9 protein-coding genes are annotated in these 15,172 nt (G+C 57.1%); 4 read left to right on the top strand and 5 right to left on the bottom strand.

The features are described from left to right. Positions 1 to 133 precede the first annotated feature (133 nt). From K7J14_RS11400 to K7J14_RS11390, 3 genes are all read left to right on the top strand, one after another. Positions 134 to 709, top strand: coding sequence for an ANTAR domain-containing response regulator (locus K7J14_RS11400; RefSeq protein WP_230756275.1), 576 nt, complete (start codon positions 134 to 136; stop codon positions 707 to 709). Between the two features lie 64 nt (positions 710 to 773). Then, on the top strand, positions 774 to 1,112 hold the full coding sequence (locus K7J14_RS11395; protein ID WP_230756273.1) for a P-II family nitrogen regulator: 339 nt from the start codon (positions 774 to 776) through the stop codon (positions 1,110 to 1,112). A gap of 93 nt (positions 1,113 to 1,205) precedes the next feature. After that, entirely contained in the window at positions 1,206 to 2,468 is a 1,263-nt protein-coding gene (locus K7J14_RS11390) for an ammonium transporter (protein ID WP_230756271.1), read from the top strand. Between the two features lie 127 nt (positions 2,469 to 2,595). Here K7J14_RS11390 and K7J14_RS11385 read toward each other — a convergent pair whose 3' ends face one another. Beyond that, positions 2,596 to 4,134: a DUF1846 domain-containing protein gene (locus K7J14_RS11385; protein ID WP_230756269.1), complete on the bottom strand. Its 1,539-nt coding sequence runs from the start codon at positions 4,132 to 4,134 to the stop codon at positions 2,596 to 2,598. Positions 4,135 to 4,383: 249 nt separating this feature from the next. Here K7J14_RS11385 and K7J14_RS11380 point away from each other — a divergent pair, with 249 nt between their 5' ends. Next, complete coding sequence (locus K7J14_RS11380; RefSeq protein ID WP_230756267.1) at positions 4,384 to 6,000, top strand: CTP synthase; 1,617 nt, start codon at positions 4,384 to 4,386, stop codon at positions 5,998 to 6,000. Positions 6,001 to 6,058: 58 nt separating this feature from the next. Here the strand turns inward: K7J14_RS11380 and K7J14_RS11375 are convergent, their stop codons facing one another. The 4 genes from K7J14_RS11375 to dnaE are packed head-to-tail and all read right to left on the bottom strand — an operon-like array spanning position 6,059 to position 15,148. Next, positions 6,059 to 9,013 carry a TolB family protein gene (locus K7J14_RS11375; RefSeq protein ID WP_230756265.1) on the bottom strand — a complete coding sequence of 985 codons (2,955 nt, stop codon included), beginning with the start codon at positions 9,011 to 9,013 and terminating at the stop codon, positions 6,059 to 6,061. 13 nt (positions 9,014 to 9,026) lie between these two features. After that, complete coding sequence (gene recG, locus K7J14_RS11370) at positions 9,027 to 11,102, bottom strand: ATP-dependent DNA helicase RecG (protein WP_230756262.1); 2,076 nt, start codon at positions 11,100 to 11,102, stop codon at positions 9,027 to 9,029. Beyond that, on the bottom strand, positions 11,103 to 11,693 hold the full coding sequence (locus K7J14_RS11365; RefSeq protein ID WP_230756260.1) for a YggT family protein: 591 nt from the start codon (positions 11,691 to 11,693) through the stop codon (positions 11,103 to 11,105). It lies immediately after the preceding gene. Between the two features lie 17 nt (positions 11,694 to 11,710). After that, the gene (gene dnaE, locus K7J14_RS11360) at positions 11,711 to 15,148 is read right to left on the bottom strand and encodes a DNA polymerase III subunit alpha (protein ID WP_230756258.1); all 3,438 of its coding nucleotides are present in this window, start codon (positions 15,146 to 15,148) and stop codon (positions 11,711 to 11,713) included. Positions 15,149 to 15,172: the final 24 nt, after the last annotated feature.

The following is a 15,172-nucleotide window of genomic DNA, read 5'->3' as shown; positions in this document are numbered from 1 at the left end:
TATGTATATTTATGCTTGACTATTTTTTTTCAGTCTAGTAGGATACCTATATGAGGCAAGCAAACAAAGACGTTTCTGCACACTGTGTGTGGAAACGTCTTTTTTTTACTTTAAAGGAATTCAGGGCATCGGTATGAAGAGTGTAGTATTAGCGTTTTCCAATCCGATTCTGACAAACTGGGTTTCGACGGTTTTAACCCGGTCCGGGTACCATATCGAGAACGTCTGCAAGACCGGCAGCGATCTTATCCGCGTGTCCGAATTCTGCACGAGTCCGGTGGCTGTGTGCGGCTTTCAGTTTCCCGATATGACCGCGGAAAACCTGTTTACTCTGCTGGAAGGTCGGCTTGCCCTGGTGACCGTAGTGTTGTCCCATCAGAGGGACATCCTGAACCGGGACGATATGCTTCTGGTTCCTTATCCTATGAGCGCCGCCGATCTGATCGGAGCGATCGAGGTGATGGAGCGCTCGGCTGCGTTTCGCGCGGTAAGTTCGCGGCAGGACAGCGCGGGAAAAAGCGCTTTCCAACCGAAGGAACGGCCCGCTGAAGAGAAGTTGATTATTCTAAAGGCGAAGGAAATGCTGATGGAGGCGAATGCGATGACTGAATCGCAGGCGCATCGGTTCCTTCAAAAAACGAGCATGGATCGCGGCCTGCGTCTCATCGACGCCGCAACCATGGTGATCGCCGGAACGCTCGCGGTCTAAAGACTGCTTCGCCGGCTCTTGTGTCGTGACCAGCGGGGAATAACCCCGATAATTGGAGGTAGCCATGAAAAAACTGGAAATCATCATTCGCCCGGAGAAGCTAGAGGTTGTGAAGAATATTCTCAACGATTCCGGAGCGTCGGGCATGATGGTGACGAACATCATGGGTTTCGGAAACCAGAAAGGTGTGACTCACATCTATCGCGGTACCGAATACACGGTAAACCTTCTGCCGAAACTCAAGGTCGAGACGGTAGTAGCGGACGATAAAAAGCAAAAGATCGTCGACGAATTGTGCAAGCTTGTCGCCTCCGGCAATCACGGAGACGGTAAAGTGTTCGTCTCGGACGTCGAGGACGCGGTTCGAATCAGAACCGGGGAAAGCGGAAACGCCGCCCTTTAAAAACGCCATGTTTTACTATCAACGGGGATAGGAGACCGGAGCAATCCGGTGAGCCTGTCCCCTTTTTTTTGTAAAACGGCAAAGGAGTGAAAGATGGAATTAGCTGATCTTGTAAAATCGATAGATATGCTTTGGGTGCTCATCGCGGCGGTTCTCGTATTCGCCATGCAGCTGGGGTTCGCCCTCGTGGAATGCGGCTTTACCCGTTCGAAAAACGCAGCGAACATCATCATGAAAAACCTGATGGACTTCGCGATCGGCTCTCTGGCGTATTATGTGATCGGTTTCGGACTGATGTTCGGCGCGACGGCTTACGGCCTCCTCGGCATTACCGGTTTTTTCCGGCCTGAAACCATGGGGCTCGGGATTTACGACGCGTTGACGCCCTGGGTGTTCATATTCTTCCAGACGGTGTTCGCCGCTACGGCAGCGACCATCGTGTCGGGAGCCATGGCCGAGCGGACTCAGTTCCGGGCTTATGTAATATACAGCTTCATAATAAGTCTGGTGATTTATCCGATCAGCGGCCACTGGGCATGGGGCGGCGGATGGTTGAGCGCTCTCGGCTTCGTCGATTTCGCCGGTTCGACCGTCGTTCACTCGGTCGGCGGCTGGGCGGCTCTCGTCGGAGCGGCGGTGCTCGGTCCCCGCATCGGTAAATACAGCGCGAGCGGAAAGCCTACGGCCATTCCCGGCCACAACCTTCCCCTCGGAGCGGCCGGCGTGTTCCTTCTGTGGATAGGCTGGTTCGGCTTCAACCCCGGTTCCACCGTGGCCGTCAACGACCGCATCGGTTACATCGCGATGACGACCAATCTCGCAGCGGCGACAGCGGCGGTAGTTACGATGTTCCTTACCTGGTTCCGCTACGGAAAACCGGACGTATCGATGACCTTGAACGGCGTTCTTGCGGGTCTGGTAGCGATCACCGCGGGCTGCAACAACGTTTCTATATACGGTTCGATCGCCATCGGCCTGGTAGCCGGCGTTCTGATCGTATTCGGCGTAGAGTTCTTCGATAAGGTGGTTAAGATCGACGATCCGGTCGGCGCGACTTCCGTGCACCTTTTGAACGGAGTGTGGGGAACGCTCGCTGTTGGTCTATTCGCCGTCGAAGGCGGATTGTTCTACGGCGGCGGACTCGGCCTTCTCGGCGTGCAGGCTCTCGGAGTCCTCGCATACGGAGCCTGGACTGTTGGAACCACCTTCGTGCTCTTTACGATTCTGAAAAAGACCGTCGGCCTTCGGGTTCCAGCGGACGAGGAAAAAATCGGGCTTGATATCGTCGAGCACGGTTCGACCGCGTATCCCGAATGGGGTTCGACGCATGAGATTCGCACGGGCATTACCCAGTAAGAGGAAACCTGCGCTGGAACTCAAAGCGCAGTCTTGCGAAAGCCCTGCGAAAGGTGAATAGCTCAGCGAGCTAATGGACAGTGAAAGAGAGTCCGGTCGATTGACCGGACTTTTTTTTATTCTCGCGTTATTCTTCGAAAAGTCTCTTTGACGCGAACAGCGTGTCCGCGGTCAGATTTATCCCGAGCTTCCGCAAACCGGCTTCGTCTCCCGGCGTGGGAACATGGGTGAGGTGCATCTTGCATCCGCGGAGGCTGGGGAGCGTGTCAACGCATACCTGGACCATCGGCGTGAGGGCCGAGCCGATGGACAGCGCGATGAGCATCTCGTCGACGTCGAGGCTGGCGTTCTTCCGGTGAAGAACCTCCCTCTTCAGTTTGGCGATCGACTCGATGACGAGCGGCGAGAGCAGGGGAATGTCGTCCGGGACCCCCGCGAGGTACTTAGTCGCGTTCAGGATCGCAGCCGTGGCCGCGTGAAGCAAGGTGGAGTTTTTACCGGTAATGATTTCTCCGGACGGCAGTTCGATTGCCGCGCCGCAGAATACGGCCAGGTTTTTCCTCTCGTCGTTCAGTCCGCTCTCCGCCGCTTTAAGGGCGTTTTCAGCGGCCTTCCGCGCCTCCGGCACTACCTTGCGGTATTCCGGCGTGAGCGAGAGTTCTTTCATCAGTAAGTCGGCTTTCTCGAACTGGGCCTTGTCGGCGACGCCGACCGCGTACTCGCTGACGCAGCGGAGATAGCGGCGAACGACCTCCTGCTTGGCGGCTTCACGGCATACCTCGTCGTTGACGATCGCAAAGCCGGCTCGATTAACGCCCATCTCTGTCGGGGAGCGGTACACGTTCTCGCCGCCGCGGATCCGCGCGAGAATGGCGCGGAGGATCGGGAAGGACTCGACGTCGCGGTTGTAGTTAACGGCGGTTTCGCCGGTGGCCTCGAGGTGGAAGGGGTCGATAAGGTTCGCGTCGTGGAGGTCGAGCGTGGCGGCCTCGTAGGCGATGTTCACCGGATGCTTGAGCGGAAGGCTCCATATCGGGAAAGTCTCGAATTTAGCGTAGAGGGCGCGCTGGCCCAGGCGGGTGTCGTGGTAGATCTGCGAGAGGCAGGTCGCCATCTTGCCCGATCCCGGACCGGGGCCCGTGACAACGACGAGCGGCTTGGTTACCTCTATGCGAGGGTTGACTCCGTAGCCTTCGTCCGAGACGATCATGTCGATATCAGTGGGATATCCCCTGGTCGGTTTGTGCGTATACACGTGGATGCCCCGGTTTTGCAGTTTGGTCATGAACGCTTTGGCGGCCGGCTCGCCCTGCCAGCGCGTTATGACGACCGAGGATACCGTCAGTCCCCATTCACCGAGGTCGTCTATAAGGCGCATTGCCTCGGTGTCGTAGGTGATCCCGTAATCCGCGCGCATCTTTCGTTCTTCGATCGCGCCGGCGTGGATGCAGACGATGATCTCGGCGTCGCTCTGAAGTTCTTTCAGGAGGCGGGCCTTGACGTTCGGGTCATAGCCGGGCAAGACGCGCGAGGCGTGCAAATCGGCGAGAAGTTTTCCTCCGAATTCGATATAGAGGCGTCCGTCGAAATTTCTCATCCGATCGCGAATATAGGATGCCTGTTCCGATATGTATTTTTCGTTGTCAAAACCCACTGTCTGCCCCATTGCAGTACCTCCAAAACCCGATAAGAATACACCGGAAGGAGTAGATTCGACTATATCAAGGCGGATTTTTTTTTGAAAAAATGCGCAGCGGGACTGATATCCCCTTGAAAAAGCGACTCGTTTCTGGCATGTTGAACAGTCAACTGTTCGCAAAGACGAGGACAGTCCAGGCGCTACGCCTGGACTGTCTTTTTTTTAAATTGCCGCTATAGGCGTAAGCTCGTGCGTGGGCGATATTCTGGGGGAATCATGAAAGCAAAATTTATTTTTATCACAGGCGGCGTTGTTTCGTCTTTGGGGAAAGGAATCACGGCCGCGTCCATAGGCCTTCTGCTCAAGAGCCGGGGCGTGAAGGTCGTCAACCAGAAATTCGACCCCTATCTCAACATCGATCCGGGCACAATGAATCCCTACCAGCACGGAGAGGTTTTCGTCACGGTCGACGGCGGAGAAACCGACCTCGATCTTGGCCATTACGAACGTTTTACCGATGTTCCTCTTCACCGTTTCAACAACACCACCGCGGGCAAGGTCTATCTTTCCATTCTGGACCGGGAACGGTCCGGCGGATACCAGGGAAATACCGTTCAGGTCATACCCCACGTAACCGACGAAATCAAGTCCAGGATTTTGAAGACCGGCGAGGAAACAGGAGCCGACGTGGTTATCACGGAAGTCGGCGGAACCGTCGGAGACATCGAATCGCTCCCTTTTATCGAAGCTATCCGCCAGATCAAGTATACGGTAGGCAAGGATAACTGCATTTTCATCCACCTCGGCCTGCTGCCCTATCTGAAGGAATGCGGCGAGCTCAAGACAAAGCCGATGCAGCACAGCGTGAAAGAGCTTCTCGGCTTCGGCATCCAGCCCGACATCATCATGTGTCGCAGCGAAAAACCCCTCACGAAATCGATCAGGGAAAAACTCGGCCTTTTCTGCAACGTGGGACAGAACGCGATCATCGAAAATCTGAGCGCGAAATCCATATATGAAGTTCCCCTGATGCTCGAAAACGAGGGACTCGGGAAAACGCTCTGTTCACTGCTCGACCTTCCGAACAGCGAACCGGATCTCGCGGACTGGAAGGAAATGGTCCGCCGCTATTATCACCCCGAAAAGGAAATAACTATCGCATTGGTAGGCAAGTACGTAGAACTTCACGACGCGTACTTGAGCGTAGCGGAAGCCCTTACGGCAGGCGGAATACACCACTCCGCGCGCGTCAAGATCGATTGGATCGATTCTGAACGGATTACCGATCTCGATAAGGCCGAAGAACTTTTGGGCAAGGCCGCGGGAATCATCGTGCCCGGCGGTTTCGGAGACCGGGGCACCGCGGGAATGATGGTCGCGGCCCGCTACGCGCGGGAGAACAAGGTGCCGTATTTCGGAATCTGCCTCGGCATGCAGATCGCCGTAATCGAGTTCGCCCGCAACGTGCTTTCCCTCGCGGACGCGAACTCATCGGAATTTAATCAGCAGACGCCTCATCCGGTGATCGACCTGATGCCGGATCAGCAGGGCGTGAAACTGGGCGGAACCCTCCGTCTCGGCGAATTCCGCTGCGTGCTTGCTGAAGGAAGCAAGGCCGAAAAGGCGTACCGGCTCCACGACATCGTCGAGCGGCACAGACACCGATACGAATTCAACAATCTCTATCGTGACTCGTTCGAACAGTCTGAAATGGCTCTTACCGGCCGGAATCCCGAACGAAACCTCGTTGAAATCGTCGAACTTCCCGCTCATCCCTGGTTCGTCGGCGTTCAATTCCATCCTGAATTCGCGTCCCGGCCGAACAAGCCGCATCCCCTGTTCAGGGACTTCGTCGGCGCCGCGGTAGAGAAATCGGCAAAAGCAAAGGCCTGACGGTTTCCCGTCAAGCCTTACAATTCCGGAGCGAGACTGACGACCGAAGGGCGGTTTGCTACAAGCCGCTCTTCATCAGCAGCGCGTCGAGCTTGCACGTAATATAGAAACTGAGGGACGAAAACCGGCCCTCTCCGCTTTCAAAGTCGAGCTCCGACGCCGCGCCCACTGCCATTCTCGTTCTTCCCGCCTCGAAATCGGCTTCGGCTCCCAGATGCCATTCAGGCGAAAACCCAAGATTCAAAAAGGTTCCCCTGTCGGGAGTATCGATTCCCGCGCTGTTCTTTCCGAACTGCAAGAGCTTTTCGCCGTATACGCGCGTTTTCACCATGCCCGGGAATACGACGGCGGTCCGGAAAATCATTCTTCCCGGGTAGGTCGTCCCTGTTTCAGACGCTCCCGGCTGCGCAAGCGTAGCCGGAACCGGATGATCTTCCGGAAGATCGAACCATGCCGTTCTGATGCCCGCTTCGGCCTGCACGGTTCTGCTGCCCCAGGCTCCGCTTCCGTCCAATTCCGCTGAAATGAATGTTCTTCCCGGCATGTCCGCATACCCTGTCGCCATGATCCATCCGGAGGCGCGAAGCGTCGTCTGCGCGGCCTCAAGGGGGCTAGCTTCGCGGAAGAGGTCGAGCCCGAGCCGTCCGGTGAAGCCCGATGCGCCGGAGGGACCTTCGTTCAGGGAAAAGGCCGCGTCTGAATATCTGACGAGCGCCGCTTCGAATCCGCATACCGCGGCGAGATCTATGATGTCTCTTCCCCTCTGTATGGAAGCGACTGGAAGGGAATACGAGAGGGTGAGCGCGTTGCCGTCGTAAAAGCGCTCTGTTCCGTCATCATCGATAGAACCGAATCCATGGCCGGCGATGCCGATCAGCGTTCCGGTGTAGACGGGAAGAAGGGCAATCAGGTCTGCTTGAACCTGTCCGACGCCCGGGAAGTATACGGCACCTGCGGCGACGATCGGCGTACGCGACGCCGCCTGCATGGGGTATCCCGTCAACAGGGCGAATCCTCCGCCTCCCCAGGCGGATTCGTCTTCCGGAAGCGTCGTATAGGAAAAATTCGGGAGCCAGAGAAAAGGCTTCGGGAGATTGATAAAGGCTTTCTGCGCGTCAGGGAAGCCTGATGCGTATCGGGACTGCCCCGCATCGCCGGACTCGTCGATGAAATGGGGCTCGATCTTCGCGCCGGCTGTTTTTTCATCGCTCTCGGTTTCCGGAGCCGGGAAGGCGTCGAAGGCGGGGAAGTCGGAAACGAGGCCGCCGAAGGACATAATCCTGCCGGGGAGGGACGGGCCTTCGAAGTCCGGCACCGTGCCCCAGCTTTCGCCCGGCAGAATTTTGAGTATATCTCCCGACGCGGAATAGGATGCGTAGAGCACTCCGCTTTCGGTTTTCTCAGCCCAGAATGCGCCGATCGGATCGGCTACGCAGGGGCGGTTCGTCTTTTTCGAAGATTCCCATACTTCAAGCCGTCCCCTTCGGTTAGAAGCCCAGGTGAGGTCGCCGTCGGCCTGCCAATGCGGCCAGGCTACGTCGATGATGGGACCGCTATCGTTGTCGACGGCGGCGATGGTCGCGGCCGAAACGGGATAGGCGAATTCGTAGCGGGGCATATCTACCGCGGCAACCCTGGCCCGCGTTCCGTCGAGGATCAGAAAAGCGAGCTTGCCGCCGTCGGGGGAGAGGGCCGGCTGAATGCAGCTTTGCCCCGGCAGTTCCACCAGCACTTTCTTGCTGCCGTCCTCAAGGCTGACCTCCGTCAGCCGATACCTGAATCCTGTTTGCTCGACGGCTACAAGCTTTTTTCCGTCGCGGCTCAGAGCCGGCTGGAAGAGGCTTCCTCCTTTCGTCAACTGTACGAGCCCTGTTTTTTCAGTCCAGGTCCACAAGTCTGTGGAAACCTGCAGGCCCGGCATGGCGTCGAAGCGGTTGGTCCTGAGGGCCGCGACTACGAGATCGCCGTCGCAGGCGGCGAGGGAAGCCGAATCGGCGAAGGGCGCTTCGAATAGGACTGTTTCTTCTTTTTTAGCCGGATCCCATCTGACCGCGGCGAAATCTTTTTTTTCGCTCGACCGCAGAAGAATGATTCCGTCTTTTTTTACCGCGGCAGGCATATGGTAGTAGTCGTTTTTGTTCGTCGGAGTGACGATGTTTCCTTCGGGAATCGTTCGTTCGCCGCTGTAGTTTTTAGCGAGCGCGATCCGGGCATCGCGGAAAATGCGTTCCGGCGTTTCGCCGGTGACCTCTTTCACGCTTGCTGAAAAAGATTTCCCGCTTCTTCTGACTTCCTCAATCTTGGCCAGCGCCGAAAGGCCCCAACGATCCGCGATGCTTCTGGCGAGGATGTAGCCGTAGACGTATATCTGGCCCCGGGGCGGCTCGGTTTCCTTTCCGATTTCGGCGAGATCGAGAAAATCGTTTTCTAGGGTCGGGGCCTTGAAGTAGAGCTCGAAGAAGGGGCTTCGTCCCCTGCCTCCCTGCGTGAGCTCGGTTTCGAGCACCGTGGTAATGCCTTCGATCATCCAGCCGGGAATCGAAATAATATCGAAAACATTCATGAAGGGGCCGAAAAGCCGGGCGGCCGCATTTTGTTTTCCCTGGAATTTGAAATTCGCGATATGAACGAGTTCGTGGGTGAATACGAGCTCGGCCCAATCGGCACGGAAGCCGAATTCGGGCGAAAGCGGGGAGTTCGCGTACACGCCCATGAAGTGGCGGGTGCCTTCCGCGAACGCGTTCACCGTATCTGTTCTTGCGGTAATCAATACATCGGTTTTTTCGGGAGGAGGGCTGTAGGCCCTGGCGGTTTTTTCCCAGATGCCGTCGGCCGCGGCGGCCAGATCCCGAAGCTGGCTCAGCGATTCTTCTTCGTAGATGAATCTGAAATGATCGGTGGAGGCCTGCTTCCATCCGTCGAAACGGGGCGAATCGGAGGGGTACGCGGCCGGCAGGAGGGCGAATAAAAGCGCCGGCAATACGAAAAACTTGGGTGCTATGCGATTATCCATAGCGGAGATGGTATCACGAAACCCGATTTTCTTCGAGGAGGAGAGCGAAGGCCGCGGCGCGCGCTTTTTCGAGAATTTTCATGTCGCGAACGGGATCGGCAAGATCGAAGCCGGCGTAGCCTGATTGTTTGATTCCGGCGATCTCGCCCGGTCCGCGGATGACGAGGTCTTCTTCGGCGATGCGGAATCCGTCGGTCGTTTCGTGCATGATCTTCATGCGGGCCTTTCCCTCTTCCGTCAGATTTCCCGAATACACCAGGAAGCACCAGGATTGGAGGTCTCCGCGCCCGACCCGTCCCCGAAGCTGATGCAGGGCGGAAAGCCCGAACCGTTCGGCGTGTTCTATCACCATGCACGTCGCGTTCGCCACGTCGACTCCGACCTCCACCAAACTGGTCGCCACGAGAATTCCGGTTTTACCGAGCCTGAAGCTTTCCATGATCCGCCGCTGCTCGTCCTCGGGAATCCGCGAGTGGATGAGTTCCGCACCGTATTCGGGGAACACCTCCCGGGAGAGGCGTTCGTGCATGCGTTCGGCTGATTTAAGGTCGAGCGCGTCGTTCTGGTCGATCAGGGGATAGACGAAATAGGCCTGATGCCCGAGCGAAAGCTCTCTCCTGACGAAGTCGTACACTTTTTGCTCGTTTCCCTGCCGCGCCAGATGGGTGACGATCGGCTTGCGCCCCGGCGGCATGGTTTTGATCACCGAGACGTCGAGGTCTCCGAACACCGAAAGCGCGAGGGTTCTGGGTATGGGCGTCGCGCTCATCATGATGAGGTGGGTTTCCTTTCCCGCCGCCGCCCCCGGGCCCTTCGCAAGTATGGCCGAACGCTGCAACACGCCGAAGCGGTGTTGTTCGTCGACTACGGCAAGGGCGAGATTGCGGTACTTCACGCTTTCTGAAAAAAGGGCATGGGTTCCGATGACGAGATCTATTTCTCCGGAGGCGAGCCTGGACAGCACATTGGTCCTCCCTTCCGCCTTGACGTTGCCGGTCAGAAACGCTATGCGGACGCCCGTGCTCTCCAGGAGGCGGGCCGCGTTTTCGGCGTGCTGGCGGGCGAGCAGTTCGGTCGGCGCGAGAAAAGCGCACTGGCCGCCCGAATCGATCACCCGCAGGCACGCGAGAAAGGCGATCAGCGTTTTGCCCGAGCCGACGTCGCCCTGAAGGAGGCGGGCCATGGTCAGCCCGGAATCGAGGTCGCGGTTTATTTCGTCCGCAACCGATCGTTGGTCGGGAGTCAGGGAGAAGGGGATGCGCTCAAGAAGATGCTTTTGCAGGGGGCTTAGGGGAGCTTCTTCGCGCGCGCCTGCAGCCTCTCCGCTGTTCGGCTTCCCGTCTTCTGAACCGGTTTCGGCCGATCCTGAGTCGACGGCCGGAAGGCGTCCTCTCCTCTTGAGCGAGCCTTTGCCGACCGCGTACTGGAAGAAGAAAAGCTCCTCGAAAATAAGCGCGTCCCGCGCGGCCTCGGCTTCCTGCATGGATGCGGGAGCGTGCATAGTCCTGAGTATGGCGGCCTTCTCCGGCAAGCCTTCCGATTTCCGCACTTTTTCCGGCAGTTCGGAATCGATTCCCCGTCCGTATTCTTCGAGGGCCGCCGCGATGATCTTCCGCATCTGCGTTTGGGCGATGCCGGCTGTGAGCGAGTAAACGGGAAGAACCTTCGCCGGAGCGTCCTCGGCGGCTTCTATATCGAACGCAGAAGACTGAAGGCGGCCGTATTTCGGCTGAAAGCGCCCGTTGACGGCGATTTCTGTTTCCGGCGGATAGAGCCGCTCAAGGAAGGGCCGGTTGAAGCAGACGAGTTCCGCTTCCGTTCCCTCGGCATCCTCTACGATGAGCTTCAGGGTTTTCATCCTCCCGTAGCCGAACCACTCATGGGCGGTCACCTTTGCGAGGACGTTTATTTTAGCTGATTCAGACCAAGAGGAGAAAAAAGTTCTGACCGTTCTGTCGTCCCATTCGCGGGGCCACCAGGACAACAGATCGCCTACGGTGAGAATACCCAGATTCGCGAGGAGCTTCGCCGTTGCGGGGCCTACCCCCCGTACCCGGGAGGCGGGAACCTGGATCTCCCGTACGCGCATTTAGACCGGAAGGGAATACAGGAGGGCGAGCAGATACCGGAACGCTACTTCCAGACCGCCTCTGAGGACTATCATGACTGCGAGCGTCAGAATGAGGGACATGCGGTAGCTCAGGGTGCGTCCGCGCATGAAGAAGGAGGTAACCTTGGAAATGGGGGGATTCAGGAAGCGGTCGAGCATCGTCCAGAACTGGGAGTAGCTGTAGCGGCTCATGATATCGTATATCAGTCTTATTATCAGGAAGAGAATCAGGATGTTGAGAATGAAGCTGAAGAAGGACCAGAGCACCTGCAACACCCCGCCGAGAATCACGCCGAGGCTGATCCGGCCGGTCGCCGCGAGCGTCGTGAGGGTCATCGAAGCGATGGAAAGGGTTCCCAGCGCGAGGATGGGCGAGAAGTCCACCATTCCCGTCCTGGTGAACGAGAAGCGCCTGAACCAGTTGAGATAGGGGTCGCAGAGCCCGGCGATGAAGCGGCCGACGGGGCTGTATTCCAGCTGGGGCATCCACGACATGAGGATGCGCAGGAGGCACACGAAGGAGTACACCGAGACCAGGGACGCGAGCGAATAAAATATCGATTGAAGCATGAAACCTTCCTTAAGGATTATTCTTTCCAGGCCTGCAGGACGCCGGGAATCGTGAGCACCTCTTCCATGAAATCATCGTCGGAGGGCACCTGAATCTGGTTCGCCGCTTTTACGACAAAGGGCCGACCGGCTTCAATATGCAAATATACTGAACATCCGCCGGAAGATTCAAACAAAAAATCCCGCAGCGGAATAAGTTGTTTTTCGTCCTGCACAGCGGGGTCGAGCGTTATATGCACTTCCCGTATGGATTTAGCCTGCAGTTCGTCGGGATTCACCCAGCTGTCCACCAGAAAGGTCGGATTTTCGCGCGATTGATCTACTTTGCCGACTATTCCCCAGACGGTGTCCGGCAGGAGCTTGTCCCGGCACTGCTCCCAGGTTTTGGGGAAGAATGTAAGATCGATGGTTCCGTTGAAGTCTTCGAAGGAGCCGAATCCCATCCACTTTCCGCTCTTGGTTTGATAGGGCCGCACGGTTTTAATCATGCCGACGATGGTGTAGGACTTTTCGCTTTGAGCCCGCTCGGCGTACTTGAGATCCAGGGTCGAGGCCCGCTCGAAGGCCTTGCGGTATTCGTCGAGGGGATGTCCTGAAATATAAAAACCGATGAGCTCTTTTTCGATGCGGAGTTTTTCCATCTTCGGCCAATCTTCGATTTCGTCGTAGCGGAATTCGGCGAATTCCTGCACCCCGGTGTCCTCGAAGAGGCTCACCTGGCCGAAGCGCGTCGCCTCTTTTTTCTGCGAAGCGTACTCGACCATGCGCTCGAGATTCGTGAGCAGAACCGAGCGGTACTGGCCGAGGTTGTCGAAGGAACCCGTCTGTATCAGCACTTCCAGGGCTTTTTTATTGACGGAGTGGAGATCGACGCGGTCGAGAAGGTCCATCATGCTCGCGTAGGGGCCGTTCTTTTCGCGTTCCTGCACGATGGCCTCCGCGGCCTGTTCGCCCAGTCCCTTGATTCCCAGAAGTCCGTAGACGATGTGGCCGTCTACTACCGTGAAATACGTGTCCGAGCGGTTGATGTCCGGCGGATCGATCGGTATGCCCATCTTCCGGCCTTCGGCGATGTATTCCGGGAGCTTGTCGGTCGAGGAAATTTCGTTCGTAAGGTTGGCCGCGATGAATTCCGCGGGAAAGTTCGCCTTGAGGTAGGCCGTGTGGTAGGCGACGACCGAGTACGCGGCGGCATGGCTTTTGTTGAATCCGTAGCCGGCGAAGGGTACCAGGATTTCGAAGATCTCGGCCGCGTGGTCTGCGTCGAAGCCGCTTTTTACCGCGCCTTCGATGAACGGGACCTTTTCCTTGGCGAGAACCTCGGGCTTTTTCTTACCCATCGCGCGGCGGAGCAGGTCGGCTTGGCCGAGCGTGTATCCGGCGATCCTCTGGGCGACCTGCATAACCTGTTCCTGGTAGACGATGACTCCGTAGGTTTCCTCGAGGATGTCCTTCAGGCAGGGATCGGGGTATTCGATTTTCGAGGGATCGAACTTGGATTCGATGAACTGGTCGATGTAGGCCATCGGTCCCGGGCGGTACAGGGCGTTCAAGGCTATGAGGTCTTCCATCTTGTCCGGCTTCGCCCGCTTGAGGATGTTCTGCATGCCCTGGCTTTCAAACTGGAATATGGCCGCGCTCTTGCCTTCGCTGAGCATTTTAAAGGTGGCCGGATCCGAATCGCTTTGCTCTTTTACGGAAAAATGGGCGAATTCTCCGCCCCGCTTGTGGATCAGCTCCTCGCAGTGGCGGATGAGGGTGAGCGTTTTGAGCCCGAGAAAGTCCATTTTGACCAGGCCGCAGTCTTCGATCAGGTCCATGGTGTACTGGGTGGCGACCTTGCCGGTTTTCGAGTCCTTATAGACCGGCACGTAGTCGGTCAGGATTGTTTTTCCGATAACCATTCCGCAGGCGTGGAGGCTGGTGTTGCGGTTCGCCCCTTCCAGGGCGAGGGCTATGTCGAACAGCTCCTTGTAGCGCGGGTCTTCGCGGATGCCGGCCATCTGGCCCGAACCCTGGAATTTGGGATTTTCGACGAAGGCGTCGATGAGGTGGGCCTTCAGGTCTTCCGGAACCATCTTGGTGATGGCGTTTACTTCCTGGAGCGGAATCTCCAGAACGCGCGCGACGTCCTTGATGGCGGCCTTCGGCTTGAGCGTTCCGAAGGTGATGATCTGGCCGACCTGGTCCTCTCCGTATTTCTCGCGCACATATTCGATGACCTCCTGGCGGCGTTCGAAGTCGAAGTCGACGTCGAAGTCCGGCATGGAGATGCGGTCCGGGTTGAGGAAGCGTTCGAACAGAAGGTTGTAGCGAAGGGGGTCGATGTCGGTGATCTCCATCGCGTAGGCTACGATGGAGCCGGCTCCCGAACCGCGTCCGGGGCCTACCGGAATCTCGTGCTCCTTCGCCCAGCGGATAAAGTCCCACACGATGAGGAAGTAGCCGACGAAGTCCATGTTGATGATGACGGAAAGTTCGTAATCCGCTCGCGCCTGGATTTGTTCCGTGATGACCGGATATCTCTTTTTAAGGCCTTCGTTCACGATATGGGTGATAAAGTCTTTTTTATCCGGGAACTCGGGCGGTATTTCATAAATCGGGAGGATGGGGCCGGGTTTCGGAATTTCCAGCTCGCACATCTCGGCGATGCGCACGGTGTTGCTCAGCATCTCCGGATAGTCCGGGAAGAGGCGGGCCATTTCGTCCCCGTCCTTGAGATAGAACTGGTCTCCGTCGAAGCGCATCCGGTTCGGTTCGTTCCGGTTCCTCTTGGTTCCGATGCACAGGAGGATGTCCTGGGCGATGTAGTCCTTCTGTTCTGCGTAGTGGGAGTCGTTCGTAACGACCATAGGGATTCCCAGCCGCCGGGCCATAGCGATAAGCTTGGGCGCAACCTCTTTTTGCTCCCGGATTCCGTGATCCTGCAACTCTATATAGAAGTTTTCGTCGCCGAAATAATCGCGGTACCGGCGGGCGAACGATTCTGCTTCAGCGTATTTGCCTTCGAGCAGGAGGGAGGGAAGCTGTCCGGCAAGGCATGCGGTGAGGCACACGAGGCCGCCTGAATAGGTTTTAATCAGTTCTTCGTCTATTCGGGGCTTGTAATACATGCCTTCGGTGAAGGATTTCGAGCTTAATACCATGAGATTCCGGTAGCCTTCCTCGTTTTTCGCCAGAAGGACCAGGTGGTAGTACTTGGTGTTGTGTTCGCTCGATCCGCGCTCTCCCCGGAAACCCGGCGCAACGTAGAATTCGCTTCCGATGATCGGGTTCAGGCCCTGTTCCTTGCATTCGCGGAAAAAGCGGAGCGCTCCGAACATGTTTCCGTGGTCGGTGATCGCGATCGCTTTCTGCCCCATGGCCTTGGCCCGGGCTATCATTTTTTTATAGGACGAGGCGCCGTCCAGAAGCGAATAATCGGTGTGAACGTGAAGATGGACAAAATCCTGCATGAGCAGATAATAGCACGGAAGGCC

Origin of the sequence: Teretinema zuelzerae (assembly GCF_021021555.1) — a bacterium.
GTDB classification, from domain to species: domain Bacteria; phylum Spirochaetota; class Spirochaetia; order Treponematales; family Treponemataceae; genus Teretinema; species Teretinema zuelzerae.
The sequence above is the reverse complement of the archived record's forward strand: the minus strand, read 5'-3'. Positions and strand labels throughout refer to the sequence as shown.

Bases quoted from the DNA above. Each gene is read 5' to 3' on its own strand.
- dnaE (WP_230756258.1), bottom strand. From the start codon at position 15,148: ATGCAGGATTTTGTCCATCTTCACGTTCACACCGATTATTCGCTTCTG.
- K7J14_RS11365 (WP_230756260.1), bottom strand. From the start codon at position 11,693: ATGCTTCAATCGATATTTTATTCGCTCGCGTCCCTGGTCTCGGTGTAC.
- K7J14_RS11375 (WP_230756265.1), bottom strand. From the start codon at position 9,013: ATGGATAATCGCATAGCACCCAAGTTTTTCGTATTGCCGGCGCTTTTA.
- K7J14_RS11390 (WP_230756271.1), top strand. From the start codon at position 1,206: ATGGAATTAGCTGATCTTGTAAAATCGATAGATATGCTTTGGGTGCTC.
- recG (WP_230756262.1), bottom strand. From the start codon at position 11,102: ATGCGCGTACGGGAGATCCAGGTTCCCGCCTCCCGGGTACGGGGGGTA.
- K7J14_RS11400 (WP_230756275.1), top strand. From the start codon at position 134: ATGAAGAGTGTAGTATTAGCGTTTTCCAATCCGATTCTGACAAACTGG.
- K7J14_RS11380 (WP_230756267.1), top strand. From the start codon at position 4,384: ATGAAAGCAAAATTTATTTTTATCACAGGCGGCGTTGTTTCGTCTTTG.
- K7J14_RS11395 (WP_230756273.1), top strand. From the start codon at position 774: ATGAAAAAACTGGAAATCATCATTCGCCCGGAGAAGCTAGAGGTTGTG.
- K7J14_RS11385 (WP_230756269.1), bottom strand. From the start codon at position 4,134: ATGGGGCAGACAGTGGGTTTTGACAACGAAAAATACATATCGGAACAG.